This window comes from Arthrobacter sp. MDT1-49-2 (assembly GCF_059090185.1).
The window spans coordinates 498,622-524,310 of sequence record NZ_JBNHFK010000002.1 but is presented as its reverse complement, the minus strand read 5'-3'; the positions used below and the strand labels follow the sequence as shown (position 1 = coordinate 524,310).

Sequence of the window (25,689 nt, the reverse complement as noted above, 5' to 3'; positions counted from 1 at the left end):
TTTGGGTGGCGGCGGGGTGTGACCGTGGTTTTCTCGATAGCGATAATTAATTATTGATCTTTGTGGTCAAGTTTTTAAGGGCACACGGTGGATGCCTTGGCATCAGGAGCCGAAGAAGGACGTAGGAATCTGCGATAAGCCTGGGGGAGTTGATAACCGAACTTTGATCCCAGGATGTCCGAATGGGGAAACCCCGCCCGGCGCGCGAGTGACCGGGTGACCCGCATCTGAACACATAGGGTGCGTGGAGGGAACGTGGGGAAGTGAAACATCTCAGTACCCACAGGAAGAGAAAACAACAGTGATTCCGTTAGTAGTGGCGAGCGAACGCGGAAGAGGCTAAACCAGTGGTGTGTGATAGCCGGCGGGCGTTGCATCACTGGGGTTGCGGGACTTTCCGTACCGATTCTGCCGGATCGGTGAAGTGAGTGCAGATGCATAGGTGAACTGGTTTGAAAGCCAGGCCGTAGAGGGTGTTAGCCCCGTAACCGGAATGTATGCTGCCGCTTGGAGAGGATCCCAAGTAGCACGGGGCCCGAGAAATCCCGTGCGAATCTGCCAGGACCACCTGGTAAGCCTAAATACTCCCTGATGACCGATAGCGGACAAGTACCGTGAGGGAAAGGTGAAAAGTACCCCGGGAGGGGAGTGAAATAGTACCTGAAACCGTGTGCCTACAAACCGTTGGAGCAGCCTTGTAGCTGTGACAGCGTGCCTTTTGAAGAATGAGCCTGCGAGTTAGTGTTACGTCGCGAGGTTAACCCGTGTGGGGAAGCCGTAGCGAAAGCGAGTCTGAATAGGGCGTTGCAGTGGCGTGATCTAGACCCGAAGCGGAGTGATCTACCCATGGCCAGGTTGAAGCGACGGTAAGACGTCGTGGAGGACCGAACCCACTTCAGTTGAAAATGGAGGGGATGAGCTGTGGGTAGGGGTGAAAGGCCAATCAAACTCCGTGATAGCTGGTTCTCCCCGAAATGCATTTAGGTGCAGCGTTGCGTGTTTCTTACCGGAGGTAGAGCTACTGGATGGCTAATGGGCCCTACAAGGTTACTGACGTCAGCCAAACTCCGAATGCCGGTAAGTGAGAGCGCAGCAGTGAGACTGTGGGGGATAAGCTTCATAGTCGAGAGGGAAACAGCCCAGACCACCAACTAAGGCCCCTAAGCGTGTGCTAAGTGGGAAAGGATGTGGAGTTGCCCAGACAACCAGGAGGTTGGCTTAGAAGCAGCCACCCTTGAAAGAGTGCGTAATAGCTCACTGGTCAAGTGATTCCGCGCCGACAATGTAGCGGGGCTCAAGTACACCGCCGAAGTTGTGGCATTCAGATATGGATAAGCCTTCGTGGTTCAGTCGTCTGGATGGGTAGGGGAGCGTCGTGTGGGCAGTGAAGCTGCGGTGTAAACCAGTGGTGGAGCCTACACGAGTGAGAATGCAGGCATGAGTAGCGAAAGACGGGTGAGAAACCCGTCCGCCGAATGATCAAGGGTTCCAGGGTCAAGCTAATCTGCCCTGGGTAAGTCGGGACCTAAGGCGAGGCCGACAGGCGTAGTCGATGGACAACGGGTTGATATTCCCGTACCGGCGAAAAACCGCCCATACCAAGCAGGGGACACTAACCGTCCGGAGCCTGCCCGAGCATCCTTGTGGTGTGAGGGTTTTGGCCGAGCACGGGACCTGATCCTGGGAGGTAAGCGTATTAACAGGTGTGACGCAGGAAGGTAGCCGGGCCAGGCGATGGTTGACCTGGTCTAAGGATGTAGGGTCCGTGATAGGTAAATCCGTCACGGTGTCTTTGATGACGATCCTGAGATCCGACGGGACCCCCTCACGGGGGGATCCGGTGATCCTATGCTGCCTAGAAAAGCATCGGCGCGAGGTTTTAGCCGCCCGTACCCCAAACCGACACAGGTGATCAGGTAGAGAATACTAAGGCGATCGAGAGAATTATGGTTAAGGAACTCGGCAAAATGCCCCCGTAACTTCGGGAGAAGGGGGGCCCCAACCTTGATGGACACTTGCTGTCCGGAGGGGATCGGGGCCGCAGAGACCAGGGGGAAGCGACTGTTTACTAAAAACACAGGTCCGTGCGAAGTCGCAAGACGATGTATACGGACTGACTCCTGCCCGGTGCTGGAAGGTTAAGAGGACCGGTTAGCTCTTCGGAGCGAAGCTGGGAATTTAAGCCCCAGTAAACGGCGGTGGTAACTATAACCATCCTAAGGTAGCGAAATTCCTTGTCGGGTAAGTTCCGACCTGCACGAATGGAGTAACGACTTCCCCGCTGTCTCAACCATAAACTCGGCGAAATTGCAGTACGAGTAAAGATGCTCGTTACGCGCAGCAGGACGGAAAGACCCCGAGACCTTTACTATAGTTTGGTATTGGTGTTCGGTGTGGCTTGTGTAGGATAGGTGGGAGACTGTGAGACCCGGACGCCAGTTCGGGTGGAGTCATCGTTGAAATACCACTCTGGTCATACTGGATATCTAACTTCGGCCCGTAATCCGGGTCAGGGACAGTGCCTGATGGGTAGTTTAACTGGGGCGGTTGCCTCCTAAAGAGTAACGGAGGCGCCCAAAGGTTCCCTCAGCCTGGTTGGCAATCAGGTGGCGAGTGTAAGTGCACAAGGGAGCTTGACTGTGAGAGAGACATCTCGAGCAGGGACGAAAGTCGGGACTAGTGATCCGGCGGTACATTGTGGAATGGCCGTCGCTCAACGGATAAAAGGTACCTCGGGGATAACAGGCTGATCTTGCCCAAGAGTCCATATCGACGGCATGGTTTGGCACCTCGATGTCGGCTCGTCGCATCCTGGGGCTGGAGTAGGTCCCAAGGGTTGGGCTGTTCGCCCATTAAAGCGGTACGCGAGCTGGGTTTAGAACGTCGTGAGACAGTTCGGTCCCTATCCGCTGCGCGCGCAGGAAATTTGAGAAGGGCTGTCCTTAGTACGAGAGGACCGGGACGGACGAACCTCTGGTGTGTCAGTTGTACTGCCAAGTGCACCGCTGATTAGCTACGTTCGGATGGGATAACCGCTGAAAGCATCTAAGCGGGAAGCCCGCTTCGAGATGAGATTTCCATACACCTTGTGTGTGAGAGGCCCCCAGCCAGACCACTGGGTTGATAGGCCGGATGTGGAAGCGGGGACTAAAGACCCGTGAAGCTGACCGGTACTAATAGGCCGATAACTTACACCACACCAACACCTGGGGAAACACGACTTCAAACGGTTTCCCAATGTAGAGGGTGTTGTGATCATGCTGCTTGCGTCCACTATGTGGTTCCCGGACAACAACCCGGTACGGGTTGTTACCTCCAGGAACACAATTGAATACGTCACTGCGCCCCGTTTGGGGGTTGTTCGTGACCCGTGGTTTTCCCCCCGTACACTCCTGGTTATGCCGGCGTGTGTGTGGTGCGGGTAGAAGGGTTACGGCGGTCATAGCGTGGGGGAAACGCCCGGTCCCATTCCGAACCCGGAAGCTAAGACCCACAGCGCCGATGGTACTGCATCCGGGAGGATGTGGGAGAGTAGGTCACCGCCGGACAAAATTTGATGGTTGAGGGCCCCGCATGGTTGCGGGGCCCTCACCTGTTTAACCCGTGCATCCAACCCCGCCAGGCTACCGGCCGGCCCGCCCGACTACCGGCGGGGAGGGCTGCCCCGGCCGAGCTGATGGCGGGGAGGGCTGCCCGGCTACCGGCCGTGCAAGGGGATGCAGACCAGCGGTGTTCGATCCGCTTCCAGCCGACCCCCGGTAGGCTGGAAGGCATGAGTTTTTCCCTGTTTTCCCATGCCGAGGACCCGGGCGCTGAACCGGCAAACACGGACGGGCCAGCAGTTCCCGCCGAAGTGGTGCTGGAACGGACGGTGCCCCGGGACCGGCACGAAGCGTTCAACGGATTCACCGATTACCTCCACCTCTGGTGGCCGGAGGAGCTCACTGACTTCGGCGAGGGAACGCACCCGGAGTTCGAGCTGGGGGTCCTGACCGAGACCGGCCCGGAAGGGGAATCGTCGGTCTGGGCGACCGTCCGCACCAAGGAACCGGATTCCTTGCTCGAACTGGACTGGGTGGCGGGACACAGCCCCCGTACCCCTACGGACGTTCGGGTGGAGTTCACCTCTGCGGGGGAGGACGGTACATTGCTCACCCTCCGGCACGGGGGATTGGAGCGGCTGCCGGAGGCGGCGAAGGAGTACGAACGGATCCGCGGGGAGTGGGAGGAGATCCTGGACCGCTACGCCCGCTTTATGGGAGCCCGGTAGTCTGCAGGGATGCCACTTGATGACCTGTATGCCCTGGTCCTGACCCACCCGGATCTGGAGATTGATACTTCCGCGGCGGTCCGGGCAGCCTATGCCAGTGACCAGGGCCCGGTGCTGGACTATCAGCAGCCGCTGGCCGTGGTCTGGGCCGCCGGTATTGAGGGCGTGCAGGCTGTCCTCCGCTGGGCATCGGAAACCGGCACCGCGGTGGTTCCCCGGGGCGCCGGTACCGGGGTGTCCGGAGGGGCTCACGCCACCGCCGGCTGCATCGTCCTGAGCCTGGAAAGAATGAACCGGATCCTGGAGCTGAACCCGCTGGACGAAATCGCCGTCGTCGAACCCGGAGTGATCAACGCCCACCTGAACGCGGCGGCAGCCGAGCACGGCCTGATGTATGCGCCGGACCCGGCCAGTTACCGTACCTCGACCATCGGCGGCAACGTTGCCACCAACGCCGGCGGGCTGCGGTGCGCGAAATACGGGGTGACCCGCGATTCGGTGCTCGCCCTTGATGTTGTCCTCGCCGACGGCACCCTCATCCACACCGGGCAGCGCACCTTCAAGGGCGTCGCGGGGTATGACCTGACCGGGCTCTTCACCGGCTCCGAAGGAACTTTGGGGATTGTGGTGGGCATTACCGTGCGCCTGCGCTACCTGCCGGTACGCACAAGCACCATTGCCGCGTTCTTTCCGGACTTCCCGACGGCGGCTGCCGGGGTCCTCGCCATCGGCACCGCGCGCGTCCAGCCGGCGGTTATGGAATTGCTGGACGGGGCGACCCTCACTGCCTTGGACGCTGCCCATGGCAGCGCGCTGGCGGCCCGGGGCAACGCCCTGCTGCTGGTCCAGACCGACGGGTTCGGTGCTGCAGCCGAGGCGGACGCGATCCGTTCGGTGCTGTCCGGGCTTGGCGGAACGGTCAGTACCGAAGGCTCCGCAGAAGCGGAACGGCTTGTCGAACTGCGGCGGCACAGCCGGGGAGACGGTGTTGCGGATCAGGTGCGGGTGGGGGAGGACGTTGCCGTTCCGCGGTCGGCCCTGGTGGGATATGTTGCCGAGCTTGAACGTATGGCGGCCGCACACCGGGTGAGTCTGAAGGTGGTGGCCCATGCCGGAGACGGCAACCTGCACCCCACCTTCTGGATCAGCGCCGCCGACCATGAAGGCCGGCAGCGCCTTGATGCGGCACTGGACGAATCCATAGCGGTGGCACTCTCGATGGGCGGAACGATCACCGGGGAACACGGAGTGGGGCAGTTCAAGCTGCGCTGGCTCCCGGCCGAACAGCAGCAAGAGGTGCTGGCGTTGCAGCGGCGCCTCAAGGAGCTGTTTGACCCGGCCGTCATACTAAACCCCGGGAAGGCGATTCCCGGGGTTTAGTATCAGGCCCGCAGCCCTAGGGCCTTATGAACCAAGACGCATCCAGACGGTGCGGTTCGGACGCAGACGGTGGCCTTCCAGGGCGTCTGCGGCACTGCCCAGCAGCAACGGGAGTTCGGGCAGCGCCACGGGCTTCTCGCCCATATTCATGGCCACCAAGGTGCTGCCGTTGACAAAGCACACCAGCCCTTCGGCGTCGTGCTCCGGCCACCAGGCGAGGGAACCGTCACCCAACCGGAGTTCACGGCGCAGGGACAGGGCATTGCGGTACATGTTCAACGTGGAGTCCGGGTTGCGCTGCTCGATATCCCGGGAATGCTTCCCCCAGATGGGCGGTTGCGGGAGCCAGGATTTGCCGGCGTCGCTGAACCCGTAACTGGGCAGGTTGGCCTTCCACGGCAACGGCACGCGGTTCCCGTCGCGGCCCACGCGTTCCCCGCCGGTGCGGTGGAATGTGGGATCCTGGCGGAACTCGTCCGGTAGCAGGGTGTGGTCCGGCAGTCCCAGTTCCTCGCCCTGGTAGAGGTAGACGCCGCCGGGCAGGCCCAGCATCAGCAGCGTGGCTGCCCGGGCACGGGCCAGTCCCAGTTCGAGATTGGGCTGCTCATCCCGGGGGCCGAGGCCGTCGCCCGTGCGCGGACCGGCCCCGGTCAGCCCGAAGCGGCTGGTGTGGCGGACTACGTCGTGGTTGGAGAGCACCCACGTGGTGGGTGCACCGACCTGGTCAAAGGCCCGCAGGGAGGACTCGATGACGTGGCGCAGGGCCGGGGCGTGCCAGGGGTGGTGGAGGTAGGCGAAGTTGAAGGTCTGGTGCATCTCATCGGCGCGGACCCAGTCGGTCAGGCGTTCGATCGGGTCGATGGTCGCCTCGGCGCAGAGCACCCGGTCCCCGTCGTAGGAGTCCAGGATTTTCCGCCAGGACCGGTAAATGTCGTGGATGCCGGGCTGGCCGAACATCGGGGCCTCGGAGCCGGGGTAGCCCTCGGAGGAGGACCCGTCGGCGCGTCCGCCCCAGTCCGGCAGTCCGGACTTCTTGATCAGGGCGTGGGCCACGTCCACCCGGAAGCCGCCCACACCGCGGTCCAGCCAGAACCGCAGGATGGCTTCGAACTCGGCGTGCACAGCCGGGGAGTCCCAGTTGAAGTCCGGCTGGGAGGAGTCAAAGAGGTGCAGGTACCACTGTCCGGGGGTGCCGTCGGGTTCGGTGATGCGGGTCCAGGCCGGTCCGCCGAAGTGGGACTGCCAGTTGTTGGGCGGGTTTTCTCCGTGCTCGCCGGTGCCGTCGCGGAAGATGAACATGTCCCGTTCGGGTGAGCCGGGGCCGGCGGCGAGGGCTGCCTGGAAGAGGGCGTGGGCGTCGGAGCAGTGGTTGGGGACCAGGTCCACGATGACGCGGATGTGGTGGCGGCCGGCTTCGGCGATGAGGGCGTCGAAGTCTTCCAGGGTGCCGAAGATCGGGTCCACGGAGCAGTAGTCGGCGACATCGTAGCCGGCGTCCTTTTGCGGGGAGCGGTAGAAGGGGGAGAGCCAGACGGCGTCGATGTCCAGTTCGGCCAGGGCGGGCAGTTCTGCGGTGATGCCCTGCAGGTCGCCCACGCCGTCCCCACGGAGGTCCCGGAAGGAGCGCGGGTAGATCTGATAGATCACCGATGAGCGCCACCATTCACGGCCGGCGGGGGACTCGTGGACGGGGACCAGGTGAAGGTTCGGGCGGCTGATGGCCTCAGCCAATTGGTCAACCATCTTTGAGGGGGCTCCTTCCGGATCGTACGCTTACATTTCCATTTAACGACGCTCGGCAGCGGGGGTTTCCAGAGGGAGACTCACGCCATAGGAGATTTCACTCACGTATGCGCTGGTTCCCTTTCACCGCGGGTGTATAGGATTGGAGAAACGTCATACCGACCTAGCGCCGTTGACGCCTCGGCGTTTCACCCACGCTAGCCACTTCTCATCCAGGGGGAAAATCCGCGTGTCAGACAACCGACCAGAATGGCAGCACGGGGACAGCCCTGCTGCGAACAGCAGCCAGGGTTCGGAAGAGAACCAGTACGGCACGTCCTCCCAGCCGACACCGCCGGCATACCCCGCGCAGGACGGGACGGGCGGCAATGCCGCCTCCGGATATCCGTCGTACGGGCAGGAAAGTTCATCCCCCTACGCGCAGCAGGGCTCATCCTCCTACGGACAGTCTGACCAGTACGGGTCCCAATACGGCCAGCAGGCCGCCGGATACCCGGGCCAGACAGGCTATCCCTCGTACGGGCAGAGCGCCTACCCCATGCCCCGGGAGAATCCGGGACAGGCGATGGGCATCGCCGGCCTGATCACATCATTCTTCGTTTCCGTGCTCGGCCTGGTGCTGAGCATCATTGGCCTGAACCAGTCCCGCAAGGTGGGCATGGGCAACGTTCCCGCCGTGGTGGGCATCATTGTGGGTGCACTGGGAACGCTGATGGGCGTTCTGTTCTTTATCCTGATCTTCATCGGTATCGCTGCGGAGTCCTCAAGCTACTGACAACCGCCGCATCCTGCAGTCTGGAGCCCCGTCCTAGGACGGGGCTCCTCCTGCATCCAGGATCTTCATGGTCCTGGTATCGGCGCTGAGGAGGATGGCCGCCTCATCGCGGCGGTGGCGCAGGATGTTATCCATGTAGGACTGCACGGCTTCGGCCATGGGCACGTTCCGGTTGGAGTTCTCGGACATGTACCACCGGTGTTCCAGCACCTCATGCACAACTTCGGCCGCCTCGAGCTTGCTGCCCAGATCGCGGGGAACGGCCTTCACAATGGGCTCGAAGACCTGGGTTACCCAGAGGTGCGCGCTGAGCTCCTCATCAAGCTCGGGATGGTTGGTTACCCGGTAGGAATCCAGGTCATTGAGCAGCCGCCGCGCCTGGTTTTCCTGCGCATCGATCCCGGTCAGGCGCAGGAGACGGCGCTGGTGGTGGCCGGCGTCCACCACCTTGGGCTGGAGCTGGACCTGGGAGCCGTCCGGAGTGGTGGAGATGGTCAGTTCGTCGACGTCGAACCCCAAGTCGTTCAGGCGGCGGATCCGCGCGTCCACCCTCCACCGGTCAGCGAGTCCGAAGGATTCCTGTTCGGTGAGCTCTGCCCAGAGCCGCCGGTAGCTGTCCATGATCCGTTCGCTGGTGGCCAGGGGATCCACGGACTCTTCAATGAGGCCGCCTTCGGCCAGGTCCATCAGTTCCCCGGCAATGTTGACCCGGGCAATTTCCAGGTCGTACTCGCGCTGTCCGTTGGAAAGTTCCGGATAGAGCTCACCGGTTTCGGCGTCCACGAGGTAGGCCGCGAAGGCACCTGCGTCGCGGCGGAACAGCGTATTGGACAGGGATACGTCACCCCAGTAAAAACCTGCCAGGTGCAGGCGCACCAGCAACAGTGCCTGGGCGTCGATCAGCCTTGTCAGCGTGACCTGGCGCAGGGTCTGTGAAAAGACGGCACGGTACGGCAGGGAGAAGCGGAGGTGCCTGGTGACCAGGACCGGCTGCAGCTCTTCGCCTTCCGGGTTCATGCGCCCGGTAATGACGGCCACCGGTGACACCGCCGGAACGTTCAGGCGGCGCAGCTTGCGCAGCATGTGGTACTCCTGCCGGGCCACATGCTCGCCGGTTTCCTTGATGGCAATCAGCGAATCACCCAGCCGGGCAAAACGGACCACATGGCGGGAAATGCCGCGGGGAAGGGCCGCGAGGTTCTCCTTTGGCCACTCCTCCAGCGGAATATGCCACGGCAGGTCCAGCAGTGCGGGGTCCATGGACGCAGCCGTGATGTTCAACGAGCCCAGGGTGTTGATCCGGCCGGCGGATTCCCGGGCACGGGGCAGTTTGCCGGCCTGCTCCCAATCGGTCGGTTCGTTCTGCCAATTGGCTGATGCGGCGTGTGTCATAGGCGGATGCCCTTACGTGTTGAACATGCGTGCACAAAAAAGCGGTGGCTCCCCACCTCAAAAGTCTAGTTGAGCAGGGGAGCCACCGCATGTCACGGGCGTCAGGCCTGTTCGGCCAGCCGATCGCCGGTGGAGGTGTCGAAGAGGTGCACATGCCCCTTCTGCGGGCGGACGTAGAGAACGTCGCCCTTCATCGGCGGGCGGCGGCCGTCCACGCGGACCACCATGTCATGGTGCTTGCCGTCGAGGGTGGTGTGGCCGTACACGTACGCGTCGGCGCCGAGCTCCTCCACCACGTCAACGTCCACCTGCAGGCCGTCGCCCTCGGAGACGAGTTCCATGTCTTCGGGCCGGACACCCAGGGTGACCGTGTTGCCGGCCGCGGCACCAAGCACTGCGTTTGCCACCGGGTACACGGCACCGCCAAACGCGACGCCGCCATCCACTACCGGCAGTTCCAGCAGGTTCATGGCGGGGGAGCCGATGAAGCCGGCCACGAACACGTTCTTCGGGTGGTCATAGAGGTTCCGCGGGGTGTCGACCTGCTGCAGGATGCCGTCCTTCAGCACGGCCACGCGGTCACCCATGGTCATGGCCTCGACCTGGTCGTGGGTGACGTAGACGGTGGTGACGCCGAGCCGGCGGGTGAGGGAGGCGATCTGCGTGCGGGTCTGCACGCGCAGCTTGGCATCGAGGTTGGACAGCGGTTCATCCATCAGGAACACCTGGGGGTTCCGGACAATGGCACGGCCCATGGCAACGCGCTGGCGCTGGCCGCCGGAGAGCGCCTTGGGCTTCCGGTCCAGGAAGTCTTCCAGATCGAGCAGCTTCGCGGCCTCGCGGACGCGTTCCATCCGCTCTTCCTTGCCGACGCCGGCGATCTTCAGGGCGAAGCCCATGTTGTCGGCCACCGACATGTGCGGGTACAGCGCATAGTTCTGGAAAACCATGGCGATATCGCGGTCCTTGGGCGGAACATCGGTGACGTCACGGTCACCGATCAGGATCCGGCCGGAATTGACGTCTTCGAGCCCGGCGAGCATACGCAGGGAGGTGGATTTTCCGCAGCCGGAGGGGCCAACGAGAACCAGGAACTCGCCGTCGGCGATTTCGAGGCTGAGGTTATCTACTGCGGGGCGTTCAGTCCCCGGGTAGAGGCGTGTTGCCTGGTCAAACGTTACCGTTGCCATGGTGTTTCCCTTCACGGGCAGGTACGTGCCCGACGATCCGTTGTGAATGGAGATGCTATGTAGTTGTGGGAACCCGCCGCGGCTCAACAGTGAGCTGTGACACGGTTCACGGAGTCAGTATGGCACACGTTTGGCCGGGCGCCGCGCCCGCGTGGGCTGTGTTACCGGCCGACGGCGGCTGAGCGCAGCCGCGACAGTTCGGCGAGCACCTCGGTGAAGGCTTCGGGGGAGGCAACCCTGAAGGCCGCGGCCGAGTCGCCGTCGCCAATCTTGATGCCGACGTCTCCGGGCTCCAGGGCGGCAAAGCCGTGTTCGTCAGTGACGTCGTCGCCGGCGAAAAGCACCGCCGTCGCACCGGTCAGCGTACGCAGGGCGCGGATACCCTCGCCCTTGTTGGTATGTACCACGGAGGCTTCCAGCACGGACTTGCCGTCGGTGACCTGCACACCGTCCAGTATCTCCAGGCGGCTGCGCGCCTCGTCGGTGGCTGCGGCGGCGACCGGGGCGTCGGCGCTGCGGGTATGGAGGACGACGCCGGCGGGCTTGTCCTCCAGCCGGCAACCCGGGTGCCGTGCGGCTACGGATTCCATTGCCGACCGCGCACGGGCCAGCAGATCGGCCTGCTCCGCCGTCAGCTGCAGGGGCTCGGCATTGGGGCCGGTCCAGGTCTCGGCACCGTGGCTGCCGATCAGGAGAGTCGCCGGCTCGGGGGTGGCGACGCTGCGCAGGCTGTCCAGGGCGCGTCCGGAAATGAACGCGGTCACGGTGTCGGGCAGGGTGGACAGGGTGCGGACAGCGGCGGCTGAACCGTCCAGCGGCCGGGCGTCCTCGGCCCGTTCCACCAGCGGGGAAAGCGTGCCGTCAAAGTCCAGGGCAACCAGCAGGCTGTCGGTGCGTGCGAGGTCTTCCAGCGCCCGCTGCAGCCCGGAGTGCGGCGTCTGCATTACTGGTCCCGGTCCTGGTCCTGCTCGAGGGCGTCAAGGAAGTTCCGTGACCAGCGCTCGACGTCGTTCTGCAGGACCTGCCGCCGCATAAGGCGCATGCGCCGGCTGGCTTCGCGGGCCGGCATGTTCATGGCCGTGAGGATGGAGGCTTTCAACCCGTCAATGTCATGCGGGTTTACCAGCACCGCCTGGCGCAGCTGGTCTGCGGCGCCGGTGAATTCGGAGAGCACCAGGGCCCCGGTGTTGCCGGTGCGGGCGGCCACGTATTCCTTGGCGACGAGGTTCATGCCGTCGCGCAGGGCGGTGACCAGCATGACATCGGCGGCGAGGTAGAGGGCCACCATTTCCTCCACCGGATAACTGTGGTGGAGGTAGCGCAGCGCAGTGTTGGAAATCGTGTCGTATGTGCCGCTGATCCGGCCAACGGTCCCTTCCACTTCTTCGCGCAGCAGCCGGTACTGTTCCACGCGCTCGCGGGAGGGGCTGGCCACCTGGATCATGGACGCGTTGTCCACGGTGATTTCGCCGTCCTCCAGGAGTTCGCCGTAGGCCTTGAGCCGGTGGCTGATGCCCTTGGTGTAGTCCAGCCGGTCCACGCCGAGCATCACGGTATCCGGGTTGCCCAGTTCGCGGCGGATCTGCTTGGAACGTTCAATGATGTCCTCGCGCTGGGCGAGCTCGGCGATCTTGGCCGCGTCAATGGAGATGGGGAACGCCTCGGCACGGGAAACGTAGGACAGGCCGTCTTCGGTGGTGACGTGCACCTGCTGCTGGCGGATGGTGTAGCCGGCGAAGCGGCGGACGCAGCGCAGGAAGTTGCTGGCGTCCGAGGGCCGCTGGAAACCGATCAGGTCGGCACCGAGGAGGCCTTCGATGATGTTCCGGCGCCAGGGCAGCTGGGCGAAGATTTCCAGCGGCGGGAAGGGGATGTGGTTGAAGAAACCGATCTTCAGGTCCGGCCGGGCCTTGCGGAGCAGCTGCGGGACCAGCTGCAGCTGGTAGTCCTGCACCCAGACGGTGGCGCCCTCGGCGGCTACGGAGGCCGCGGCGTCGGCGAACCGGCGGTTCACCGTACGGTACGCGTCCCACCAGGTGCGGTGGAATTCCGGCGTGGCAATCACGTCATGGTAGAGCGGCCACAGGGTCGCGTTGGAGAAGCCCTCATAGTAGAGCTCCACCTCATCGGTGCTCAGCGCTACCGGTTTCAGGTGCATGTCGTCGTGGTCGAAGGGCTCAACCTCTTCGTCCGGGGATCCCGGCCAGCCCACCCACGCGCCGTCGGCCTTGGCCATGACCGGCGCCAGCGCCGTGACAAGCCCGCCGGGGGAGCGGCGCCAGGCCTCGCCGTCGGCGGTGCTGACCCGGTCTACGGGAAGCCTGTTGGAGACAACGATGAAATCGAAGTCGCCATACCCGTCCGTTGCGTCCTTCTGGCTCGGATCGGCCTCAGCGTTCACGAATGGCACCCCTTAGTTGAATAGACGTATTTAGCCACTCTATCTAAGCCCGGAAACTTTGTACCGTGTGCGGGCGTTGGCTGAGAGGCGGGGCAGTGCGTTCCCCCTACACTGGTGATGTGCCCACAGGCCCCGGAAACGGGTGCCGGCGTTGAGAGACATGAGGAATGATGACTGACCGGAATCCCAAGCTGACCAAGGCCGAGCGGACTGCTGCCGCCCGTGAGCAGGCCCGTGCCATGCGTGAAGCGCAGCAGAAGAAGGATCGGCGCAACCGCCTCCTGGTGATCTGGGGCGTTGTGGTCGCCATTGTGGCGGTAATCGCAATTGTCGGCGTCATTGTGTTTAACAGCATGAGCCGCACCGTGGCGGACAGCGGCAGCTCCCCGGCCAACGCCAACCAGTACGGCGGTTTCACGCTGACCTCCACCTCGGCCCTCGAGCCCGCGGAGCCGTTTGACTTCGATACCGAAACCCTGGAGCCTGCGCCGGAAGAAGCAGTGGAAGATGCCCCCGTGCCGCCGGGCATCGAAGCCTCCGAGCCCGGTGAACCGATCCAGATCGTGGAATACGTGGACATCAACTGCGTGCACTGCGCGGACTTCGCAGCCACCTATGACGAGCAGATTGCCCAGTGGCTCGACGCCGGGGAAGTCACCTACGAGTACCGCACCGTTGCGTTCCTGGACCGCAGTTCCGCCACCAACTACTCCTCGCGCGGCGCCAACGCCGCCGCGTGCGTAGCTGCCGAGAGCCCCGAGTCCTACTGGGACTTCATGAAGGCAATCTTCGCCCAGCACGCCGCGGGTGAAGTGAACAACGCCGGCCTGGTGGACATGGCCAAGGCTGCCGGCGCCGACACGGAGAACCTGGAATCCTGCATCGACGACGGCACCTACCGTCCGTTCGTGAAGTACGCGGACCAGCTTGCCCGCGTGGACGGTGTCTCCGGTACCCCCACCGCCTATGTCAACGGTGCCGAAGCGGACCTGAATACCTTCACCGAGACGGTCCAGTCAGCCATCGACGCCAATAAGTAGGTCAGCAGCCGCGGCGCCTGTTCCCCGTGAAACCATTGCCGGTTTCACGGGGGCGGGCGCTCTGGGCTAACCTTGTCTAGCGTTGTTTGTTCGGTTCCGCTTTCCTTGTTTGCCAGCGGGCACGGCAACACGCCCCCTTAGCTCAGTTGGCCAGAGCACCTGTCTTGTAAACAGGGGGTCGCCGGTTCGAATCCGGCAGGGGGCTCCGACAAACCCCTCCTGATCAGGCGAAACGTCCGATCAGGAGGGGTTTTTTATGGGCTGCCGACGGCTCACTACACGTTTACGACACGCTTTCACGCAAAAAGTTGTCACCCGCCAACCCACGGGCCGCATAGAGACAGATATGCAGAAAAGTGAAAAGTCCATGGGTCCGAGCACGGACCATGGCATGCCCGAGCATCTCCTGACCCGGGGGGAGGTTGCAGCCTGGCTCCAGATCTCTCCCAAAACACTGGCCAACTGGAGTTCGAATGGACTGGGCCCCACGCCGTTGAAGTTGCACGGCTTTGTCCGCTACGAGCGCGGCACCGTTCAGGCCTGGATCGACAACACCGCACAGAAGGCCGCGTAATGCCTAGGGCTGCGTTGCCGGTTGGAGCATGGGGCACGATCACCGCCAAGAAGGACGAGACAAGCGGACGATGGAGAGCGTCCTGTCGCTTCAGGGATATGGATGGGATTACGAGAACCTACAGCAAGTACGCGACCACGCGGGGTAAAGCGGAAAACTCCCTGTTAATGGCGATGAAAGAGCGGCAGGGGCAGGGGCGACAGCCGGACCGGAAACTCACGCTCGGGGAGGTCGCTGCTATGTGGCTCGCGAGTATTGAGCCGGCCGAAGTTGTTGTTGACGATCGCGGTGATCAGATTTCCGGCAGTAGCAGCGGCCGTCTTCGACGGCAGACCTGGGACCAGTACGAATCGATCCTCCGTCTACACATCAGCCCGGCACTGGGTGCCCTGCCGATCCGGGAGGTGCGCACCTCTACCTGTGATGCATTTCTGCGGTCACTGACGGTCGATGGGAGGGGCAGCTCCAATGCGCGTATTGGTAAGACTGTGCTGCGCCAGGTGATGTCCTACGCGATCCGGCACGACCTATATGTAGAGAGTAACCCTGTGGCGGAGGTGGATCGCATCCCCCGGAAAGTGGTGAAACCACGGGCACTCGATACAGCGTCTTTGGAGGCTATCAGGGAGGCAGTGAGTATGTGGCGGGCCGAACCGGGGTTGTCTGGACCGCGTCCGACAAGCACTCTCTCGGACATTATTGATGTGCTGCTGGGCACTGGAGCCCGTATCGGGGAGGTGCTGGCTTTGCGGTGGCAGGATGTCGACCTGTCGGGTGATGTCGGAAAGGTATCGATCACCGGAACCATCGTTGAGCCGAGAAAAGGTTCCAAATATCGGCAGGGGTACACGAAGACCAGCTCAGGTGTTCGAGTTGTTCCTGTTCCGCGGTTTGTCGTCGACGTGCTGCTGCGCCGGAGCATCGAATCGCCCACGACAAACGGCGTCGGCGCCGTTTTCTGGTCTCGGAGGGGTACCTACATGCAGGGCTCCAGCGTCCGCAGGTCGTTGCGGTCCGCGCTGGAAGCGGCCGGAATCGATCCGACACTGGCGATTACACCGCACTCGTTCCGGCGCACAGTAGCTACGCTGATTGATCGGGAAATCACCGACGGTGCCGCAGCGGAGTTACTCGGGCATTCGAACGTGGACATCACGCACAAGCACTACATCGAGAAGCTTCGGGAGGTTGGTGACTACCGGGACACCCTGCAGCAGTTGGCTAGGAGACACGTGAGTTGAGCTACGGTACATGGGTATGCGAACTCAGCGATGAAGGAGACCTTGAAGGCGTCAAAGCATCCCGTTTCACCCCAGTTGGCTCGGGAAGTCCCGCGGTCACCTGGGACAGTAGCGAGCTGACAACGTCCTTACATTCACCGCCGGCGGTGATGGTGATGACGACGGCGTTCGGTGACGTGGAGTGGTGCGTCGGCACGGCGGTACCCGTTCGGTGTGCGAGCCAGAGGGAGTGGCGGCGGCGTTCCTTGTTGGAAGGTCTGCGCATCGTGACGGCGATCCACGTGCCCTCGGGCATGGCGGTGGCCAGCAGCCGCGGCAGCTCGGTGGGGTCGATGCCGTTCTGTGTTTCGCGCAGGGGGGGGTAGCTGACCATCTCCGATGGCCGCTGGCGGTTAGACCTCTTCAGCGCGTGCACGGACGGTCTGGGCGAGGTGAAGTATCGCGTTGGAGCCGACAGCTTTGGCCGGCAGGATCAGGTAGCCGTGCAGCCGGGTCTTCTCGCACCGGATGAGCAGCGCCGCAGATCCGGCATTGGTCGCCGCTAAGGCAAAGGTTCCGGTCCGCTACGTGAAGGTTGTGGGGTTTGTGCCGGTGCACGCCGACGCGAGCGAGCCGAAGATTCTCTGTTCCATGCCGGGGAACACCCGTAGTTTTTAGCTCACTGCCGGTTTTCGTGCCCACACTAGGGATTTGCGGCCGGCTACACAGGATTCAATCGCCGTGCCGGGCGCGAATCCCCGATGTACGCCCAGCGAACGGTGCCGCCGCTTCTCTCTGTCTGTCACCATGACAAGGTGCGACCCAAGTGCACCCTTCTGCTAACTGGTGGCCCGAAGCGTTTCTGCGCTGCGGATCCCCAACCTCCGCGAAAAGGCCATCCAGTGCCCCGTGCACCGCGACGTCCGGCCGCGGACGGTCCGGGAACGCATCGACTTCGAGCAGGCCTTCGACAAGGCCCTGGAATACAGCCGCACCGTAACGGAGGAGTAACCCCATGCCCACCATGGTCAAGATCGACGGCAAGTACTACAACGCGGACTTCATCCTGAGGGTTGCACCTGATGAGGGGGACGTCACTGTCAGCATGGAACGCCGACACTGGGTGTTCACCGTCGGGAAGACGACGAGGGGGCAGCGGGCAGCGGACTTCGTCGCCAGCTCGACACCGTCGTTGACACCAGCGGGACGCCGGTGGAGCACAGATAGCTGCCGGAGTCGGCAGCAGCAGAAAAGCCCCTCCCGGTGGCGTGCCGGGAGGGGCTTAGGCATCCTGCGACATCCTGATTTTCTAAGCGGAGAGCTTCATGGAGGCAAGGCGGTTCAGAGAGACGTTCTGCTCTGCCGCTTCTTCGGCCAGTCGGCGGTGGGCCTGCGGCGGGATGCGAACCAGGAATTTACCGGAGTAGTTGCGTTCGGAAAGCGGCTGGGGGATAGGTTCTCCGTTTGCTTCCAGATCGGCCACGACCTCGGCAGCTAACCGCTGGATGCCGGAGAAGGCTGACCCTGACTCGGTGTCGAGCCAGGACAGGGAAGGCAGTTCCAAAACGGTGCCGATGAACTCTTCATCCTCGGCCGACCAGGTGACCCGGTAGCTGTAGTGCTCTGCAGTATTCACTCCTGCTCACCCTCTTCCTCTTCTTTGCCCTCGGAACCTTCGGCAGGTTCCGCTTCTTCGGCGCTATCGGCTTCAATTTTGCTGATTGCTTCCAGGACCTGTCTGACCTGGTATGGCTTAGCTTGCCCGTTCTTGTTCTGGATATTCACCCGTGGATCACCGGCCCACGGTGTCGCGTAAACCTTGTGGGAAGTCCCGCTTTGCCGAGGGTCGCCGAAGTACTCGTCGCAGACCCGGACAAGATCGTCAAACCGTACGGATGTTGGATTCTGGCGCATCTTGGCCAGAGCCTTCTCCGTTTTCCCCATGACCAGATAGTACCATTAGTAGTATCACGCTGGTCAAGCACGCAGATGAAGCCTGCGGCCGGCGGTTGGTTGCCACCTGGCTCGTGATGGTTGGTGTCACTCTCTTGGGTGGTGGTAGGGGCTGCGCCCCGGTGGGTGCCTCTCGTGTGGGTGGGTTGGTGCTGTCTTGTTCCTGGTTGGGAGGAAGGCCTTCGGCCGGTGAAGGGGGTTCCGGTTTTGGTGGTCGGGTCTCGGGTCGCTCCTTGTATCTCGTCCTGTCCACGTCCGGTCATCTGATCGTCGTCATGATGTTCCACGCAGCGCCCTTCTTGATGGTCCACGCAGACCATGACGCTTCACGTGCCGCCAACATCCCGCAAGCATTCAGCCTCCCGCAAACATTTCGAAAAACATTCCGCCAACAAGCAGCCGGCGTCACGACAAGCACCCTTCACGACCACCATGACGACAAGCAGACCGCCGGCCGTGAAGAACACCACAACCCATGGTCAACCGGGGCGAAGCCCCTCATGCCACCCACCCGTCCGCCACCATAACGACCAACACTCCGGGCACACACCGCCCCGCGCAGCGGCCACCGGAACGGACACCAACAAGCAAACGTCTTGCCCCACAAACCGCCCCGCGCAGCGGCCACCAAAACGACCACCAAGAAGCAAGCGAGAAGGCCCCCGCAACCGGGGCGCCGCCCCTTCGCTTTTCCATCAAGAAACCATCCCGACCCATCCTGCCCAGGATGAGGCCACGCCATCTGCCCGCGCAGCGGCCGAAGGCTTGGATGAACGGAGCGCAGCGACGGAAACCAAGACCGGTCGCGGACGAGCCGCGGACCGGCGCTCCGCGCCAGGTCCACGACCTGCAGCCACTACGGGTCCCGAACCGGTCCCCGTGCAGCTGCAGAGCGCAGCGATGCAGCGCCCGTACCGGGCAGCTGCACGCCGACGCTACGCGCGGCGAAGCCGCACGTACGCGCGCAGCGCGGACGGCCGAGCGCAAGCGATGGCAGCAAATCGAAAGGCTTTCCAAAACACCAGGCACCGAAACGAAACCCGAGCTGGTATCCGGAAAGGTTAGCGGAGGGGGAGGGCCGCCAGGCCCGACCTTCTTTATATGCCCTCCAATCAGCCCGGCTCACCGTTTCGCGGCTACCGCCGGCCCCCGCGGGCACACCCGACGTCCCTTTGTCGCGAGGCTGTGCCTTTGCCTCTACCCGATTCGGATCGCCGGGGGTTTGTGATTAAAGAGGCCTGTTAACAGTCTGTAATTCTCTGAGGTGAACTCCGGTCCAGCATTGACCCCAGGACTCGGTTTTGGCTGAGTTCGGCAGTTCGGAAGTTCCAGCCCGGCCGCTCGGGTATGGCTGGAACTACGGGAGTCTGGATGTTCGGAAGTCCGGTGGTCTGGAAGTCCGTGCCTGGCCGCTCGGGTATGGCTGGAACTACGGGAGTCTGGATGTTCGGGAGTTCGGTGGTCTGGATGTTCGGAAGTCCGGTGGTCTGGGAGTCCGGGAGTCCGTGCCTGGCCGCTCGGGTGTGGCTGGAACTACGGGAGTCCGGAGGTCCCGGAGTCCGGGAGTCTGGATGTTCGGAAGTCCGGGAGTCTGGATGTCCGTGCCTGGCCGCTCGGGTGTGGCTGGAACTACGGGAGTCCGGAGGTTCCGGTGTCCGGGAGTCTGGATGTTCGGAAGTCCGGCAGTCTGGATGTCCGTGCCTGGCCGCTCGGGTGTGGCTGGAACTACGGGAGTCCGGGAGTCCGGTGGTCTGGATGTTCGGAAGTCCGGGAGTCTGGATGTCCGTGCCTGGCCGCTCGGGCGTGGCTGGAAGTACGGGAGTCCGGGAGTCCGGAGGTTCCGGAGTCAGGGACTGCCAAATCAGACTGGACGATGCCTGTGTCCTTCTGGGCATCGCGGGTCGTAGCGCAGCGCGCCATGGGGTCGCCTATATCCAACTAGCGGCAATATCATGCCGATTCAGTTCTTGTCAGCCGCTTAGGGACGTCCAAGCGTCGAAAAAGGCAATATCCTGCCTATCGGTGAGTGTGCAGAACTGCCTGCGCAATGAGAATAGGGAACATCCTGCCGCAGCGAGAATCGGGAACATCCTGCCGCAGCGAGGGAACATAACAGCCGGCACAGCCAAGTCCGTCATGTAAACGCGCGGTTTAGCACAATGTGACCGAGTGCATTTTTCAGGCCGAGCCTAGGGAGTCACGCCACTGTATCGTTCACGAAGGCCATAGCCGCGCCCAGAACCTCTGCCTCACGCTCATGCTGGATAAAGAGCACGGGGAGCTGTCCATCAAGCCGGGGGTTTGAGCCCATCAGCCAAGCCAGGGCCTCATGCGGACCCATGGCAAGCGTGAGCGTGCGCCACACTCGGTACCCGAGCCTTAGCCTAGCTTCAACGTTTGGGGGCGGCTCAGGTCCGTCCTGGCTGGCCCAATCGTTGGGGGAGGTCGGTTCACGGACGCCGGCCATAGTCTGGACAACTGTTGCGCCGACGTTGTCGTTTAGTTCACGCGCTAAGGCATGGATGCTCATTCTATTGGTTTGAATAGAATTGTCGTTCCCAGAGGTCGGCTCCATCCGATTATTCTCGCACCCGCTGATAGAAGAACAGTGCGGAACAGGCATCATGCCTTACTGCTGTTCGGTTCTGCGCCGGACGAACAGAGACCTTGGCCTTGCGCGCAGAGAGTCGTAGGTGTTGGGTTTGGGGTGAAAACGGCATAACCGCTTATCGGCATGGGCCCTAAGCCCGTTGTGTAGGGAGAAAGGACTCTGCGTCGACGTTGATATCCGCGGCCTAGCGAAATTTCGGTACACGCCTCAGAGCAGGACTGGGCTCATCGGAACCGGTCATCGGGGCTAGCCAACCTGACATGCAGGTTTTTACGATTGTGCGGACCTGTTTTATAGGCGCACCCAGGACCCAATGAGGCCTTAACCACCCGCAGCGATGAAAAGGTCAGCGACCTGATCGGCTGTAGATCCGGGAAGAACAGCGACCCCGGGATCATCCTCACGAATCGTAGTGACGTACATGCTCCCCGTATTGAAGACTGAAGCGCCCGGGTTCTCGTTGTTGTAGTCTCCGGGGCCGGCAAACAGAATGCTGTTCGGCAAGGATGCGTAGATAGTGGCCACCTCGGGGCTGGTCTGGTAGACAAAGGAATCTATGCCCCTGTGGGAGAGGGCTTTAATGAGGCTATTGGCTGTGTGCTCATATTTAGTCTCGGCCTGAGTCATTTTTGCTACTCCTGTATCGGTGGCCCTGATGCGGGCCGTTCACCTCATATGTGTGCGGATTCGGTCAGAAATGTCACCGCGGGTTGTTTTCACGGGTGGTACGGGTGCGAAATGATGAGCGGTAGCCGGGGTAGGTAGCTTTTCAAATAAGAGCGGGGCCAAAAGAAGTAGGACCGGACGCTGTTTCCGGCTATTCCAAGACCTGAGCACGGTGGCATCCCTGAACACCCGAGAGGTGTGTTGCCGCCGTTGCCTGGCGACATCAGCTTCCGCGTTCGTGTCTGGGTCTCCCTGTCTTCGATCCTTTGCGAAACAAGTGATGCTGTCACCGACCCGGCCACGAAGGCCGCTAAAAATGCCATTGCCGTATCGAGGCGCAAAAAGTTGTCACCGGTCAGGGCCAAGGACGCATAGAAACAATATGACCAAGATACGAGAAACCATCAGTCCGAAGGCCGACGATCGGCAGGCGAGCGGTGACGGAGGAGTGCACTTCCCTCACTCTTCGGGGCTCGCTCTGCCCGACCTGCCGCCCTGGCAGCTGGAGGACTATCCCTCTTCCTTGGGAGGTTTTGCAGCTTGGGCGCTCGCGAACTCCGGCATCGCTCCATTGGTCGCTGAAGCGCGGGGATACAAGCTCATGAACCACACCACCATTGCGGCTGAGTTGAAAGCCATCGGGGTGAACACAAGAAAAGGAAAGGGGCTCCGCTGGAAGCAGTCTCTTTCTATCCCTGGAAGAGAAGCCTTATTACTGCCGTGGTTCTCACGCGCAAGTCTTAGGGAAGCTGACAACAGCCACACGTCCGTAGTTCCTCTCACCTTTCAGGTTCGTGCCATGGTCCCGACCGTCAACAAGGTTGGGGAGCTGATGGAGTATGAGTTCATCGAGGACACGGGTGCGCCACCGGGCCTTCACCCGGGGACACCAGTTTCGTGGCTCGATACAGCCCCCGTAGTCATGGTCACCGAAGGGATGCTGAGCGCAGACGCGGCGCTTTCCGCCTACCTTCGTGCCATGGGCGCCACTTGGGATGAGCTTCGCACCAGTGATGTCGCCAACCCCGTCAAGAAACTGCGTGCTCTGATGGAACGCATCTCTGACCACGACAGCATCCTCATCGTTTCAGCGCACGAGCTGAGTGACTCACGGCACTATCCCTTCAACTGGGAGGACCGCGTCGTTTGGTTGGCGCCAGCCAGTGAAAGCGAAAGCACGCATGCCACGGACGTAAAGGCCCTGTCCCTGCACCTCCACGAGAGAGCAAAGGCTAAGAATGTGTTGTTCCTGAATCTGGAGGACAACCCCCAGGACGGTGCGGAACCGAGCAAGATCCCTTTGGACGAATTTCTCGCTAAGGTCGGGACGTGGGAACAGCTCAAGACCCGGCTGTGTGACGCTCTCTTGACAGTACCTACGCCCTCTCACGTTTGGAAGGACGGTGCATGGCGCGTCTCCGGGAACGGGTTGTTCGTAGAGAGACTTGTTGGTTCCGACAAACGTAGCCACGCTTTGAGCCAGCCTCACAAGTGGGTCAGAGAGGTTGATCTCGGAGGACGCGTCCTCAGTGTTGAATGCGAACGTTACCCCACCGAACTGGAGCTGCGCACAGGCGTGCTGCAGTCCGGAAAGCGCCACGGAACGTCTACCGTTGAAATCGAACTCTCTTGGGTGGGGCAGAGGGGCGTCGTGGAAAGTGGGATTATCAGAGGCCCCGCCAGCATTCTTTCCTCGCCGCCCACAGACTGGGTTTCGGAGGGTGCAATCGTTCCCTTCGCGATACTTCGGCACCCGTCGTGGCCTCCTCGTTGGGAGGCGGGCGACAAATGGCTGGAAGCGGTCAAGAGCAACGGTGCGGATGCAATCGGATTGACGACGCGGTGGAGACACATGGGCTGGGCTCCCACCGACGATGGGCGCCCCGTCTATCTGGTCGGCGACCAGATTATTGGTGATATCAGCGAGGATCGGGCATCATGCTCCAGCCCCCGACGTCTGAGTGCGCCGATGGTAGAGCACTATGGGGTCGGCGTCTTGGCCGACGGAGACTTTCATGAAGAGGCGTACCGGGACCAGGTGCGTCGGGACTTCCATAAGGTGATCGAAGCCTATATCCGTTCCCGGGCTTGGACCGAGGAATCGACAGCTGCACTTGTGCTTGCAGCGGCGCTGCGCCCACTGGTTCCCATCCGCCCCCGCGCAACCATCTACCTGTGGGGGCCGAAGGGCAAAGGTAAGTCCTGGACAGCCCGGTCCATGATGTACTTCTGGGCACGCAAGAAGCCTGACTGGCAGGACATGCTTCCGGGTCAGGCCAAGGACACACCTTCGGCAATCGAGAATGCTCTGGCTCATCTCCCCATCTGGGTCATAGATGACTTGGCGCCGTCATCGGTATACAACCAGGCCAAAGAAGAAGAAGCGAAGGTCTCTGACGCCGTCCGGGCCATCTTCAACAATGCGGGGAAGGCCCGCATGAATCCTGATATGACTCCCAAGAGGGTCAATAAACCCCGCGCACAGCTGGTCGTTACGGCTGAGAAAGAGTTGAGCACACCGTCGGTGAGGGAGCGGCTCATTTCCGTATATCTGGGGCCGGGCAAGCTCAGCCCTTTCAGGGAGGCGACCGACCGGATCAACGAACTCGCCCGTCAGGACGGGCTTCAGGCTCGTTTCACTTCTCACATCGTGCGCTACATCCGTCATGTTGTCGACGAGACTCCCGGTGGTTGGGAAGAGTACGTGAAGGGATTGGAAAGCAAACGCAACGAGTTGATGGAGTTGGCTGGAGCAGGTCAGGAGAGGCTCTGGGGCCCATCCGCTTCCTCGGAACGGAGCGCGTCGCTGGCGGCCGACATGCTCTTGACGCTTGAGATCCTCAGGGGCATGGCCCAGGAATTGGATATGGGTTCTGAAATGCTTCGTTTGCTCGGCACCGATGGATTGGGGTTGGCGATCATTGAAGCGGTGGCTAGTTCTCATGGGAACAATCAGGAGTCTGCTCCCGGTATCTCCCTGATACGCGCGCTAACGTCGTTGTTGGCGTCCGGTGCCGCCCATGTGATCTGCGGCCATAACCCTGGTGAGCCGCCGATTGAACCCACCGAAGAGGGTGCTGCGCTGGCTAATCGCGGCTTGGGATGGATATGCGGTCCCGAGGACGGTTCTCTTACGCCTGGCGGACTGCGGATCGGCACTGTCACAACGGTCAGGGATTACGAGGGCAATGCACAGAAGGTCGTGCTGTTTGACGAGGAAAGTGCTTTTGCTAGGGCTCAGGCTGCCTATCCGTCGTTGATTCCTTATGGCCAGCGTAAAGGAACCTCGTGGGCTTGTGTCTGGGACGAGGGTCTCACCCCCACCTATATTCCGCGTGCCAGGCATCCCAAATCAAACGGTCCTCTGAGTACTGTGCGTCGTAAAGTGGGAAGTCATCGGATCTCAGGGGTGCCCGTCGCAATTGCCACGATTCTGGGCGAGGAAGCGGGCTAGCCGCAATCGCTTTTCATGGCTTCAGGAGAGAGTCCCCGTGATGTCCGGGACTCTCTTCTGTATTAAGGGAGGTCATCTTTTGGCACTCGGGCCTACCGACTGCAGACCTCCGGGCATCCGAACGCCGACCCGGTGGGAAACAGCAGAGTGTCATCTTTCCGCTAGAACGCGCGGGATTTTGGGGTGCCGCCGACCGAACCGACCTAACCAAGCAGGGGAGAGTATGCCTATAAGAGGGGAACATATGTATATACATAGGGGAGGGGCTATATATGATTCGCTCCCCTCTTTATATATATATCTTTTGGTTGGTTAAGTTGGTTATATATAAGGAAGCCCCTTCGTCCCTTTAGATTCCGCGGATTTATCCTGCCGACCCTCAGGTCGGCAGGACGAGGCAGCGAGTCGGCGATGTAGGTCCTGTGACGCTGGCTTGCACCCCATCGCGGAATCGGTGTGAGGGGTTAGCGGGCCGAACGTTCCGGGTCCTCCTCGTGAGCGAGGCTGACTGTCTTCCCTGTTTCAGTCTGCGTCCGGGACCTTGCTTTCGGTAGGTCGGCGCCCAGCACGGTGACCGAGATTTGGGGCGGTGATAGACCTCCGCTCGTCCCCTTGAGTCTCCGCCCCGTAGCGTTCGCTCATGAAGTCCTTTCACCGAACAGCCGGTTGCGGTTCGGCCACGCTTCGCGTTCCTCCCGGCTGCGGTCAGGACGTTCGTTTTCGCCCTGTGCGAGGACGATGGGCGTGCAAAGGAATCGGCGGCGGCGACGCGTCGGTTTGTCGTCGATGCTGACAGCGCCGGAACCACGGTGCTGTGCACGTGCGCTCATCCGCGGACAACCAATGGTTCGACGCGCAGCGGGACCTTGCCGGGCCACACAAGTACGGCGTTGCCCACACGGGACTTCTCTTTGTCGAGTACATCTACGCGGGTTATTCGTCCGTCCCGGTGAATTATTTCCTGGGATCGTCGCTGGTGCCAATGTCCGCAGAACACATGTGGCGGAACTAAGGAATCGA

The 25,689-nt window shown here is 61.9% G+C and carries 20 protein-coding genes, 1 tRNA gene and 2 rRNA genes; 13 read left to right on the top strand and 10 right to left on the bottom strand.

Going from position 1 to position 25,689, the window contains the following annotated elements:
- The first annotated feature begins 64 nt into the window (after window positions 1–64).
- The 4 genes from AC5RTS_RS04930 (at window position 65) to AC5RTS_RS04915 (ending at window position 5,650) form a co-directional block, all read left to right on the top strand.
- Window positions 65–3,198 (top strand): 23S ribosomal RNA (locus AC5RTS_RS04930).
- Window positions 3,199–3,431: 233 nt separating this feature from the next.
- Window positions 3,432–3,548 (top strand): 5S ribosomal RNA (gene rrf, locus AC5RTS_RS04925).
- A 224-nt stretch (window positions 3,549–3,772) separates the two neighbouring features.
- A complete protein-coding gene (locus AC5RTS_RS04920) occupies window positions 3,773–4,270 on the top strand; it encodes an SRPBCC family protein (RefSeq protein WP_493990950.1) in 498 nt (165 codons plus the stop codon).
- 9 nt (window positions 4,271–4,279) lie between these two features.
- Window positions 4,280–5,650 (top strand): FAD-binding oxidoreductase, encoded by a 1,371-nt coding sequence (locus AC5RTS_RS04915; RefSeq protein WP_493990949.1) that lies wholly within the window; start codon window positions 4,280–4,282, stop codon window positions 5,648–5,650.
- 24 nt (window positions 5,651–5,674) lie between these two features.
- Here AC5RTS_RS04915 and AC5RTS_RS04910 read toward each other — a convergent pair whose 3' ends face one another.
- Window positions 5,675–7,393 (bottom strand): glycoside hydrolase family 13 protein, encoded by a 1,719-nt coding sequence (locus tag AC5RTS_RS04910; RefSeq protein WP_493990948.1) that lies wholly within the window; start codon window positions 7,391–7,393, stop codon window positions 5,675–5,677.
- A 229-nt stretch (window positions 7,394–7,622) separates the two neighbouring features.
- Between AC5RTS_RS04910 and AC5RTS_RS04905 the strand changes: the two genes are divergently transcribed.
- A complete protein-coding gene (locus AC5RTS_RS04905) occupies window positions 7,623–8,168 on the top strand; it encodes a DUF4190 domain-containing protein (protein ID WP_493990947.1) in 546 nt (181 codons plus the stop codon).
- Between the two features lie 33 nt (window positions 8,169–8,201).
- Here AC5RTS_RS04905 and AC5RTS_RS04900 read toward each other — a convergent pair whose 3' ends face one another.
- The 4 genes from AC5RTS_RS04900 to AC5RTS_RS04885 all read right to left on the bottom strand — a co-directional run bounded on the left by AC5RTS_RS04900 (window position 8,202) and on the right by AC5RTS_RS04885 (window position 13,151).
- The gene (locus AC5RTS_RS04900; protein WP_493990946.1) at window positions 8,202–9,560 is read right to left on the bottom strand and encodes a DUF4032 domain-containing protein; all 1,359 of its coding nucleotides are present in this window, start codon (window positions 9,558–9,560) and stop codon (window positions 8,202–8,204) included.
- A gap of 101 nt (window positions 9,561–9,661) precedes the next feature.
- Entirely contained in the window at window positions 9,662–10,750 is a 1,089-nt protein-coding gene (locus tag AC5RTS_RS04895; RefSeq protein WP_493990945.1) for an ABC transporter ATP-binding protein, read from the bottom strand.
- A 161-nt stretch (window positions 10,751–10,911) separates the two neighbouring features.
- The gene (otsB, locus tag AC5RTS_RS04890) at window positions 10,912–11,694 is read right to left on the bottom strand and encodes a trehalose-phosphatase (RefSeq protein WP_493990944.1); all 783 of its coding nucleotides are present in this window, start codon (window positions 11,692–11,694) and stop codon (window positions 10,912–10,914) included.
- Window positions 11,694–13,151: an alpha,alpha-trehalose-phosphate synthase (UDP-forming) gene (locus AC5RTS_RS04885; RefSeq protein ID WP_493990943.1), complete on the bottom strand. Its 1,458-nt coding sequence runs from the start codon at window positions 13,149–13,151 to the stop codon at window positions 11,694–11,696. The genes otsB and AC5RTS_RS04885 overlap by 1 nt, the downstream gene beginning before the upstream one ends.
- Before the next feature lie 170 nt (window positions 13,152–13,321).
- Here AC5RTS_RS04885 and AC5RTS_RS04880 point away from each other — a divergent pair, with 170 nt between their 5' ends.
- The 4 genes from AC5RTS_RS04880 (at window position 13,322) to AC5RTS_RS04865 (ending at window position 16,006) form a co-directional block, all read left to right on the top strand.
- Window positions 13,322–14,191 (top strand): DsbA family protein, encoded by an 870-nt coding sequence (locus AC5RTS_RS04880; protein ID WP_493990942.1) that lies wholly within the window; start codon window positions 13,322–13,324, stop codon window positions 14,189–14,191.
- A gap of 131 nt (window positions 14,192–14,322) precedes the next feature.
- Window positions 14,323–14,396 (top strand) — tRNA-Thr (locus AC5RTS_RS04875).
- A gap of 186 nt (window positions 14,397–14,582) precedes the next feature.
- Complete coding sequence (locus AC5RTS_RS04870) at window positions 14,583–14,765, top strand: helix-turn-helix transcriptional regulator (protein WP_493990941.1); 183 nt, start codon at window positions 14,583–14,585, stop codon at window positions 14,763–14,765.
- A 167-nt stretch (window positions 14,766–14,932) separates the two neighbouring features.
- The gene (locus AC5RTS_RS04865; protein WP_493990940.1) at window positions 14,933–16,006 is read left to right on the top strand and encodes a tyrosine-type recombinase/integrase; all 1,074 of its coding nucleotides are present in this window, start codon (window positions 14,933–14,935) and stop codon (window positions 16,004–16,006) included.
- A 1-nt stretch (window position 16,007) separates the two neighbouring features.
- On the opposite strand, the gene AC5RTS_RS04860 is transcribed toward AC5RTS_RS04865, so the two are convergent.
- Window positions 16,008–16,379 carry a hypothetical protein gene (locus AC5RTS_RS04860; protein ID WP_493990939.1) on the bottom strand — a complete coding sequence of 124 codons (372 nt, stop codon included), beginning with the start codon at window positions 16,377–16,379 and terminating at the stop codon, window positions 16,008–16,010.
- Between the two features lie 134 nt (window positions 16,380–16,513).
- Here AC5RTS_RS04860 and AC5RTS_RS04855 point away from each other — a divergent pair, with 134 nt between their 5' ends.
- Window positions 16,514–16,663, top strand: a complete 150-nt coding sequence (locus AC5RTS_RS04855) for a hypothetical protein (protein ID WP_493990938.1) — start codon at window positions 16,514–16,516, stop codon at window positions 16,661–16,663.
- A 168-nt stretch (window positions 16,664–16,831) separates the two neighbouring features.
- On the top strand, window positions 16,832–16,996 hold the full coding sequence (locus AC5RTS_RS04850; RefSeq protein WP_493990937.1) for a hypothetical protein: 165 nt from the start codon (window positions 16,832–16,834) through the stop codon (window positions 16,994–16,996).
- A 298-nt stretch (window positions 16,997–17,294) separates the two neighbouring features.
- Here AC5RTS_RS04850 and AC5RTS_RS04845 read toward each other — a convergent pair whose 3' ends face one another.
- From AC5RTS_RS04845 to AC5RTS_RS04830, 4 genes are all read right to left on the bottom strand, one after another.
- The gene (locus AC5RTS_RS04845) at window positions 17,295–17,621 is read right to left on the bottom strand and encodes a type II toxin-antitoxin system HicB family antitoxin (protein ID WP_493990936.1); all 327 of its coding nucleotides are present in this window, start codon (window positions 17,619–17,621) and stop codon (window positions 17,295–17,297) included.
- Window positions 17,618–17,929 carry a toxin HicA gene (locus AC5RTS_RS04840; protein WP_493990935.1) on the bottom strand — a complete coding sequence of 104 codons (312 nt, stop codon included), beginning with the start codon at window positions 17,927–17,929 and terminating at the stop codon, window positions 17,618–17,620. The genes AC5RTS_RS04845 and AC5RTS_RS04840 overlap by 4 nt, the downstream gene beginning before the upstream one ends.
- A 2,206-nt stretch (window positions 17,930–20,135) precedes the next feature.
- Window positions 20,136–20,303, bottom strand: coding sequence for a hypothetical protein (locus AC5RTS_RS04835; protein WP_493990934.1), 168 nt, complete (start codon window positions 20,301–20,303; stop codon window positions 20,136–20,138).
- A gap of 567 nt (window positions 20,304–20,870) precedes the next feature.
- A complete protein-coding gene (locus AC5RTS_RS04830) occupies window positions 20,871–21,176 on the bottom strand; it encodes a hypothetical protein (protein ID WP_493990933.1) in 306 nt (101 codons plus the stop codon).
- Between the two features lie 421 nt (window positions 21,177–21,597).
- Here AC5RTS_RS04830 and AC5RTS_RS04825 point away from each other — a divergent pair, with 421 nt between their 5' ends.
- Both AC5RTS_RS04825 and AC5RTS_RS04820 read left to right on the top strand, forming a co-directional pair.
- The gene (locus tag AC5RTS_RS04825; RefSeq protein WP_493990932.1) at window positions 21,598–24,669 is read left to right on the top strand and encodes a hypothetical protein; all 3,072 of its coding nucleotides are present in this window, start codon (window positions 21,598–21,600) and stop codon (window positions 24,667–24,669) included.
- Window positions 24,670–25,489: 820 nt separating this feature from the next.
- On the top strand, window positions 25,490–25,681 hold the full coding sequence (locus AC5RTS_RS04820; RefSeq protein WP_493990968.1) for a hypothetical protein: 192 nt from the start codon (window positions 25,490–25,492) through the stop codon (window positions 25,679–25,681).
- The last annotated feature ends 8 nt before the right edge of the window (window positions 25,682–25,689 follow it).